Origin of the sequence: Nonomuraea antri (genome assembly GCF_013283785.1) — a bacterium.
Classification (GTDB): Bacteria; Actinomycetota; Actinomycetes; order Streptosporangiales; family Streptosporangiaceae; genus Nonomuraea; species Nonomuraea antri.
In genome coordinates, this window is record NZ_JABCPZ010000028.1 from 61,744 (window position 1) to 69,782 (window position 8,039).

8 protein-coding genes and 1 tRNA gene are annotated in these 8,039 nt (G+C 70.9%); 4 read left to right on the forward strand and 5 right to left on the reverse strand.

Annotated features, from left to right (window positions below):
* Positions 1-221: 221 nt before the first annotated feature.
* From HII36_RS55670 to HII36_RS12330, 4 genes are all read right to left on the reverse strand, one after another.
* Positions 222-3,365: a hypothetical protein gene (locus tag HII36_RS55670; protein WP_217369433.1), complete on the reverse strand. Its 3,144-nt coding sequence runs from the start codon at positions 3,363-3,365 to the stop codon at positions 222-224.
* A gap of 165 nt (positions 3,366-3,530) precedes the next feature.
* A tRNA-Pro gene (locus tag HII36_RS12320) sits at positions 3,531-3,605 on the reverse strand.
* An 86-nt stretch (positions 3,606-3,691) separates the two neighbouring features.
* Positions 3,692-3,991: a hypothetical protein gene (locus tag HII36_RS12325; protein ID WP_173523260.1), complete on the reverse strand. Its 300-nt coding sequence runs from the start codon at positions 3,989-3,991 to the stop codon at positions 3,692-3,694.
* Positions 3,992-4,083: 92 nt separating this feature from the next.
* Entirely contained in the window at positions 4,084-4,365 is a 282-nt protein-coding gene (locus HII36_RS12330) for a hypothetical protein (RefSeq protein WP_173523261.1), read from the reverse strand.
* Positions 4,366-4,607: 242 nt separating this feature from the next.
* On the opposite strand from HII36_RS12330, the gene HII36_RS12335 reads away from it, so the two are divergent.
* Together HII36_RS12335 and HII36_RS12340 are read left to right on the forward strand one after the other, a co-directional pair.
* Positions 4,608-5,087, forward strand: a complete 480-nt coding sequence (locus HII36_RS12335; RefSeq protein WP_217369434.1) for a DUF5680 domain-containing protein — start codon at positions 4,608-4,610, stop codon at positions 5,085-5,087.
* A gap of 74 nt (positions 5,088-5,161) precedes the next feature.
* A complete protein-coding gene (locus HII36_RS12340; RefSeq protein ID WP_173523262.1) occupies positions 5,162-5,971 on the forward strand; it encodes a class I SAM-dependent methyltransferase in 810 nt (269 codons plus the stop codon).
* 43 nt (positions 5,972-6,014) lie between these two features.
* Here the strand turns inward: HII36_RS12340 and HII36_RS12345 are convergent, their stop codons facing one another.
* On the reverse strand, positions 6,015-6,242 hold the full coding sequence (locus HII36_RS12345; protein ID WP_173523263.1) for a hypothetical protein: 228 nt from the start codon (positions 6,240-6,242) through the stop codon (positions 6,015-6,017).
* Positions 6,243-6,385: 143 nt separating this feature from the next.
* Here HII36_RS12345 and HII36_RS12350 point away from each other — a divergent pair, with 143 nt between their 5' ends.
* Together HII36_RS12350 and HII36_RS12355 are read left to right on the forward strand one after the other, a co-directional pair.
* Positions 6,386-6,931, forward strand: a complete 546-nt coding sequence (locus HII36_RS12350) for a DUF4870 domain-containing protein (protein WP_173523264.1) — start codon at positions 6,386-6,388, stop codon at positions 6,929-6,931.
* Between the two features lie 12 nt (positions 6,932-6,943).
* Positions 6,944-8,039: serine/threonine-protein kinase (locus tag HII36_RS12355; RefSeq protein ID WP_173523265.1), on the forward strand; the 1,096-nt coding region annotated here is incomplete at its 3' end.

The window sequence follows — 8,039 nt, forward strand, 5'->3', positions numbered from 1 at the left end:
CCAGAGCTTTCGCAGCAGACAAACGCTGATCCCCAGGAAGGGAGGCTGACGACCCCCTGGCCACGGCGAGTATTCGACCCCAGCCCGATCAGAATGGCCACGGTCAAGATGGCGGTCATTTGGTCGGCCCCTGGCGGTCGCGGACGGAGGGTCGGAATGGCACTGCCCTCAGGCCGGATGAATACGTCCAGGACGGGACCGAATGAACATCGACGGACCGGCTATGTGCGGGGAAGGCACCAATGGTCGCCGGTGGCGGTCCAGCCGAGAAACCGCAGTCCGCTGCCGTCCACGACGATTCCGCTCGGATCGAAACGGCCGCCGTCGACGACGTGGGCGAGACCTTCGACGGCCGGCCGCAAGCGGTCACCGAGACCGGCGTCGGCGGCCCGGCGCCGCAGACCGTCCACGGCGGCCCGCTGCCGCCGCTCATCGCAGAAGCTGAGATAGAAGATCGCCTGCCGCCAGGCGTAGGCCGTGTTCCTGATCGTCTGCAGTGCGGCGTGGTGATGCGGGCTCCGGACCGCCTGACGGGCGACGATCCAGGCGAACGTACGCTCGGCCAGGTCGGGGGCCAGATCGCCGAGGCGGCTGCCCAGGTCGAGTGCGTGCACGAGGGCGGCCAGGTTGTGCGTGGTCAGGATCTGGCTCTGCTCCAGCACCATCCCGTTGGCCGCCACGTCGTTGCCTCCGCCCCAGCCATGCGCCCGCTCGGCCCGCGCGACACACGCTCGTTCGAAGTCCTCGGCGGTCCGCTTGCCCCACCTGCGAGTGAAAGCGGGCGGCTTGCCCCACCTATGGACGAACGCAGGCCGCTTGCCCCACTTGCGCAAGGCGGCCTGGTCGCCCCACCTGCGGATGAACCAGCCATGTCGCCCCGGTTCCGCCGACCAGGCCGCGGCCTCGGGCAGGTCGTAGTAGCGGGCGTACAGGGTGCCCGCCATCAGTGTGGCGGCGATGTCCGCCGCGATACGCCACTTGTCGGTGAACGTGCCCATGAAGATGTCCGCGGCCACCTCCTCCACCAGCGGCATCGCCAGGTCGGCCCGCCTGGCCAGGGCGCCCAACTCGCTCAGCAGCGGGTTGGGCAGAATCGCCTGCGGAAAGGCGCCCAGCGCCAGCAACGTCGTCTCCTCCAGCGCACGCCGCGCGGCGCGGCCTGCGTCCGGGCGGGGCGAGCGGAACGGCGCGAGCGCACCGACCCAGGGCAACTCGTCGAAGCGGACCTGGTGTTCGAGGTTGAGCAGCAACAGGCTACGCCGCCTTCGGAAGGCGCCATAGGTCTGGGCGTACAGCCCGGCCAGCCGATCGTCGTCGAAGTCGGCGGCGAGAACCTGCGCGGTGATCTGCGGCAGCACCTCGGCCAGCGATTCCCCCGAAGTGATCACACCCCGAGCCACCAGCTCATCAACGGGCGCTTCCAACGCCCGAGCAACCTTGGCCAACAGATGCGCCGGAATCGCATGCCCCCTGGCCGCCTCCGACACTGCGTCGGCAATCGCCCGACCCCCAGCCGCCCCCGGCACCTCACCGCGAACCGCCCGACCGCCAGCCGTGCCCGACACCCCGCCATGAAGCACACGCCCCTCGGTCGCGTTCGGCGCCTCGCCTTGAATCGCACCGCCCCCGGCCGCATCCGGCACCTCGCCATGAACCGCCCGGCCCCCAGCCGCATCCGCCGCTTCGTCGTGAAGCGCCTGGCCCCCGGGGGCATCCGGCGCCTCGCTACGAACCACCCGATCACCGGCCACGCCCGGCACCTCGCGACGAACCGTCCAGTCCCCGGCCGCGTCCGGCAGTTCGTCGTGGGTGGTCTCTTCGGCCAGTGGTTCGATTGCCGGAATGCCGGCGTCCGCTGGGTAGCGGTCCAGGCGGCCTGCCAGGACGGCGGCCAGCGCCGCGTGGGTCGGACGGGCCGCCACCGCCGCCTGCGTGCTGCGCAGGGCGGCGCGACGTTCCGAGCCAGGGGCGCCGTGCTTGCTGACCGTGTTGGCCAGCGCACGGCGGACCCAGCCGACGTCGCGGCCCGACAGGGCGCCGCTGTCGTGCTCGCATGCTTCCAGCGCCCGGCGCAACCGGTGGAAGTTACTCCTGGGGTGGTGATGACGGGTAGCGGACGTAGGCCGCTCGCACGCCTGACGGTAGTCGGCGAGCCACTCGTCCCGCCGCGACGCCCAGTCGGCGGGCCACCGGCGGCATGGCCAGCCACCCTCCAGCACCCCGATGTCCGACAAGCGCGGAAGATCGCCGTCGACGGTGTCGCACCACAGCGCCACCAGCCGGTCGTACAGCGGCGTCCAGACGCGCAACGTCTCCAGCATCGCCGCGATCTCGGGGTTGACCTCGGCCGACCGTAGTGCCTCCCGGATCTCCCCCACTGCCGCGAGCCGCACCGTCGCACCGGACGGCGCCGCGGTCTCCGCCATCCGCGGGGTCATCTTCAGCCGGGCCATCCACGGCCGCAGCCGTACCACCAGATCGAGCGCCGCCTCATGCCGCCCGCGATCCAGCAGCCAGGCGACCACCGGCAGGGCGGCCTCCTCGGGAACGTCGATCCGGTAGCCGCCCGACGCCAGCGCGGCCAGAAGTTCGGCCTGGCCGGTGTCGCTGAGATAGAACAGGTTGAGCCGTTCGCGGTCCGTCTCCCCCAGCGCCAGACCCGGCACATGACCCGATATGTCGCCCGGCGCATCCCTCGACACGCCCCCCGACACCTCGTGCGGCATGCCGCCCGGCACATCATCCGGCGTATCGCGCGGCGCGTCCCTCGGTACATCCCTCGACACGTCGCCCGCTATGCCGCCCGGCACACCACCCAGCGCATGGCCGGACATATCCCCTGGCACACCGCTCGGCGCATCCCCCGGCAAATCGCCTGGCACACCACCCGACGCGTGGCCGGACATGTCCCCCGGGCCACCGCTCAGCGCATCCCCCGGCACATCGCTCGACACGTCGCCCAGCACATGACCCGACATGCCGCCCGGCGCATCCCCCGGCCTACCGCCCGGCGTACGGCCGGACACGTCGCTCGGCACATCGTCCGGCATGCCGCCCAGCGCCGTGCGCAAGCGTGTGATCTCATACTCGGTGAGTGGCTGTTCGGCCAGGTACCGCCCAGTGGCGAACCCGCCGTGCGCGACTTCGAGCGTCACCCACGCGGGGGTGTCCTCGACGGGGGTCCGCGAGCCGACCGTCAGCCGGCCCGTGGCCATGCCGTCGAGCACCGCCCGCCACGCCGCCGCCTTGCCCTCGGCACGCTCCCGCGCCCCCGGGTCGCGCTCGGCGACGGCCCTGTCCAGCGCGCGCCGGAGCCGCTCGAAGGCGTACTCCCGCGAGGCGCTGAACCGTGGCTCGTCCGACACCGCAACTCCTTGACGTGAACGCGCGCCGCCCTCCCACACGCGCCGGGACGACCCCGCCGCGCGAACAGGACGACGACCTGAGCATGGACAGACGGCCTGTCCCTGGACTGCGACCTGACCCTGAACAGACGATCTGACCGTGGACAGGCGACCTGACCAGGGAGGTGGACATGGAGGCAGGACTCGAACCTGCGCCCTCCCGGACCCGAGCCGGGTGATCTGCCGCTGATCTACTCCATGCTGCGCCGCACCCTATATGTATGAAGAACGCGACCTCGATCAGAGTAAAGCTGATGGGCTGCGATACGCATGCCGATTTCCGGCGCTCAATCCCCGTCGAAGACCAGATAACGGTGCGGACGTTCATCGACGATCGCCAGAAGCCGCCTCAGTTCCAGAATGTCCAGCGAATCCTCGCCCCTCATGCGACGGATCACGTCCAATTCCTTGACGAGGGTCTGCGCCTGCGTCCTGTTGAATACGGTGTCGTCGTACGGATCCACTTTGCCCAGGTAAGAAAGGCCGGCATCGGCGGCGAGGTCGAGAACACCGGTGAACCTGACGTCGGACACGCATCTCTCGATCACCGCTCCGCCGAATTCCCGCACGTACACAGTCATCGTCATGCCGGAATCGTAGTGGTCGGAGCTTCCGCCCAGGGGTGCCGAGGTCGTGGCCGGACACCCCTGGACGGTCGCCATGCGGAATACGGAGTCCGTCAGAGCTCGGCGCAGCTGGCCCAGCCGTTGCCGATGGGCTTGCCGTCCTGCACCCAGCGGCTCTTGTAGTAGTTCACCTTCCCGTCCGAGTGGTCGTAGATGAAGTCGGCCCAGCCGCCCCTGCCGTCCCAGTTGATGTGTGCCTGGTAGTTCTTCTTCACGCAGTCCTGGAAGGGCCAGTCCGGGTCGGCGAACGCCGGCGAAGTGGCGAGGACGGTCACGCCTGCGGCCAGAGCGAGCGCGGCGGTGGTGAGGCCGGTGAGCCGGGTGCGGAGGTTCATGATGGTTCCTTTCCTCGATGGGTCGTGGCGGGCCGGGCTCTGCACCCGGCTGACCGCCGTGACCTCAGCGAAGCCGCCGCGTCCAGGTGTCCAACAGGCCCTCGGACGGACTCGTCCGGACTCGGTCCACCCAGGTGCCACCGCATGCCACCCACATACCGCCCCCGGACGGCGGACCGCCGTAGACCGTCACCCGCGTTCCCGCGCCGAAATTGTCGGCGGCGCCTGCCAGGATCCGACGCGTGAGTCGACCCCTTGATATCGATGTCAGCGCCCTCGAACGGTTCGTCGTCCAGGCGAAGGCCGCCACCTATGTCGGCGGCGGGAGCCCGGCGCCCACCCAACGCGCCGGCGAACACCTGCTCACCTACGGCGACGGGCCCTGGAGCTACCAGGACAGCTACGTCGGCGGCGCCGACTTCTGCGGCCAGGAGACCGTGCGGTACCACGACGTTCCGGTCTGGTCGATGATCTACTCGGCCCATTTGATCCGTCCTGAGGTGCTCGACGGTGCGACCGCCGGCCGCGTGATCAAACAGGCGCTGACCGCGATGTACGCGGAAGGCCGCTTCCTCGGCGGCTGGACGGCGGACGTCGACGCCTGGCGCTACGCCGACACCTCCACCGGTGACGTCACACGCTTCACCGGGCTGGAAACGATCGAACGCGACGGTGAACGGCTGTACGAGTTGCGATATCTGGGGGGAACCGTCCGGGAATAGCGAGACCAGCCCGGGCTCTGCGCTGCGCCCGTTCCATGGGCTGGTCACCTGGAGAAATGTGTCATCCTCGGTCCATGTCCGATGATGAGATGCCCAATCGCGCCTTGTGGGACCTGCGGGCCCGCGTCCACGGCACCACCGCCGACGACCGGTTCTACGACGTGGAGTCCTTCCTGGCGGGGCGGCAGACGCTCACCTCGCTGGAGCGCGAGATGGTCGGCGACGTGGCCGGCAAGGACCTGCTGCACCTGCAGTGCCACTTCGGGATGGACACGCTGAACTGGGCTCGGCTCGGCGCCAAGGCGACGGGGGTCGACTTCTCACCGGTGGCGGTCGAGCGCGCCCGCGAGCTGGCGGATCGGGCGGGGCTCGCGGCCACGTTCGTGGAGGCCGACACGCAGCGGCTGCCGGCGCACCTGGCGGACGGCTTCGACCTGGTGGTGGCCTCCCACGGAGTGCTGTGCTGGATCGGCGACCTGGATGCCTGGATGTCCGGCGCCGCCATGGCGCTGCGGCCCGGGGGCAGCCTGGTGCTGGTGGACCTGCATCCGGCGTACCAGACCATCGCCTCGCTCGACCCGTTCGTCGTGGACTGGCCCTACGGGGGCGGCGAGGCGCACCGGGAGACGATCTCCGACACCTACGCCAGTCCCGGGCTCGAGACCGAGCCGCAGGAGTCGGTGCAGTACCCGTACTCGCTGGGTGAGATCGTCACGGCGGCGGCGACGGCGGGGCTTACGGTGACGAGCCTCGGCGAGCACGTGGCCGTCGACCTGGACCCGCGCGGCCTGCTGACGCGCGGCGAGGACGGCCTGTACCGGCTTCCGTTCGGCGACTCGCACCTGCCGATCCTGTACTCGCTGCGAGCCCGCCTGCCCGACTAGAACCTGCAGGAAAGCCTGCCGGAAGGGGACGACGCGTGGGGCCTCAGCCGCTGGAGGCGCCCGAGCCGCCCGTGTCGCAGCCGATGCCGTCGGCCCCGGGCATGGGGTACTGGCCGGCGGTGTCCATCGGAGCGTCGTACGGCAGGCGGCGCCCCCGCGTCCGACGCCTGGGCACGGGGGCCCTGCGGAACAGCAGCGACCACACCGCGCGGACGGCGATCACCGCGACCGCGAGCAGCAGCAGCGCCGCGATCACCATGGGGACGGTCATCGGCCACCTCCTCACCTCTCGTGATCCAGGCTAGCCACCGCCGAGCGGGCGAAACCAGGCACACCATCGGATCATGGCGGCACAAATCGTTCATGTGCATAATTGGCGCATCCCATCATGATCTGCTCGATCGGTACCCCCTCTTGCGCATCCCCCCTCGACCGTCGCCCGACTGGTCCTTCAACCCGCCGCCCGGCTGGCCGATCCCGCCTCCCGGCTGGACGCCCACGGAGACGTGGAGCGGTCCGGAGCCGCACTGGCCGGCCGCGCCGCCCTACTGGTCCTGGTGGATCAGGCAGCAGCCCTGGAGCGTTCCCCCGGCCTCCGGCCAGGCGCGCAGCAGCGCGATGTGGGCGCATCTCGGCGCGCTGCTCATGGACGTCGCCGGCCTGGTCACCTGCGGCGTCACCTCGCTGCTGATCTGGATTCCGCCGCTGGTCATACTCAACGGGGCCGCCGGCGCGGACCCGTTCGTCCGGCATCAGGCCCGGCAGTCGCTCAACTTCGCCTTCACCGAGCTCATCGCGTCCTTCGCCCTGCTCTTCCTCGTCCTGGTCACCGGCGGGCTCGCGATCGTGCTGGCCCTCGCGATGTGGGTGGTGTTCATCGTCTTCCGGATCATGGCCGCGACCGCCGCGAACCGGGGTGAGCCGTACCGATACCCGCTCGCCATCCCGTTCCTGGCCTGAGGGGACGATCAGGTGCACATCCCCCCACCTCCCGGCCCCGGCTGGACGTTCAACTCCCCGCCGGGATGGCCGGTGCCGCCCGCGGGCTGGGTGCCGGACGCGGGCTGGGCAGGACCCGAGCCGTCATGGCCGGTCCCGCCACCCGGCTGGACCTGGTGGATCCGCCCCGAGACCGAGCACGTGCATCCGGTGGCCGCGCCGGCCCATCTGACTGCCGCGCAGGCGCCTCCGACCGCCGGACGGGTGCGGCCGGCGACCGGTGGTGACCCCGGCGACATCGGCCCCTACCGGATCATCGGCCGGCTCGGCGCCGGCGGCATGGGCGTGGTGTACGCGGGCGTGGACCGGCAGGGCAGGCAGGCCGCCGTCAAGCTCATCCACGCCTCGTACGCGCACGACCCCGAGTTCCGCACCCGGTTCGCGCGCGAGATCGACATCGTGAGCCGGGTCCGCGGCCTGTGCACGGCGTCCGTGCTGGCGGCCGACCCGCACGCGCAGCTGCCGTGGCTGGCCACCGAGTACGTGCCCGGCCCGACCCTGGACGAGCTGATCGCCGAACGCGGCCCGCTGCCGGAGGAGGAACTGCGCAGCCTGGCGGCCGGCCTCGCCGAGGCGCTGGTCGCGATCCACCGCGCGGACGTCATCCACCGGGACCTGAAGCCCACGAACGTGCTGCTGTCGCCCGCAGGCCCGCGAGTCGTCGACTTCGGCATCGCCCGGGCCCTGGACGCCACCGCGATCACCCGATCCGGCATGGTGATCGGCTCGCCCGGGTGGATCAGCCCGGAGGAATACCACGACGAGCCGGTCACCCCGGCCGTCGACGTCTATGGCTGGGGCCTGCTCGTCGCGTACGCGGCGTCGGGCAAGGCGCCGTACGGGCTGGGGCGGGCCGAGGTGCTCGCGTTGCGCACCCTGAACGAGCCGGTCGACACGCAGCCGGTGCCCGACGCGCTGCGCGACCTGGTGGACGCGGCGCTGTCCAAGGAGCCTGGCGGCCGGCCTTCGGCGCAGGAGGTGCTCGCCGACGTCCTGGGGGCGGCTGGGTCGGCACAGCTCACCAAGCTGCTGGAAGAGACGTGGGTGGGCCGGATCACCCCCGAGCCCC

Excerpts from the sequence above, each read along its gene's own strand:
- HII36_RS12345 (WP_173523263.1), bottom strand. The coding sequence starts at position 6,242 with ATGACCGTCCCCATGGTGATCGCGGCGCTGCTGCTGCTCGCGGTCGCG.
- HII36_RS12330 (WP_173523261.1), bottom strand. The coding sequence starts at position 4,365 with ATGAACCTCCGCACCCGGCTCACCGGCCTCACCACCGCCGCGCTCGCT.
- HII36_RS12340 (WP_173523262.1), top strand. The coding sequence starts at position 5,162 with ATGTCCGATGATGAGATGCCCAATCGCGCCTTGTGGGACCTGCGGGCC.
- HII36_RS12325 (WP_173523260.1), bottom strand. The coding sequence starts at position 3,991 with ATGACGATGACTGTGTACGTGCGGGAATTCGGCGGAGCGGTGATCGAG.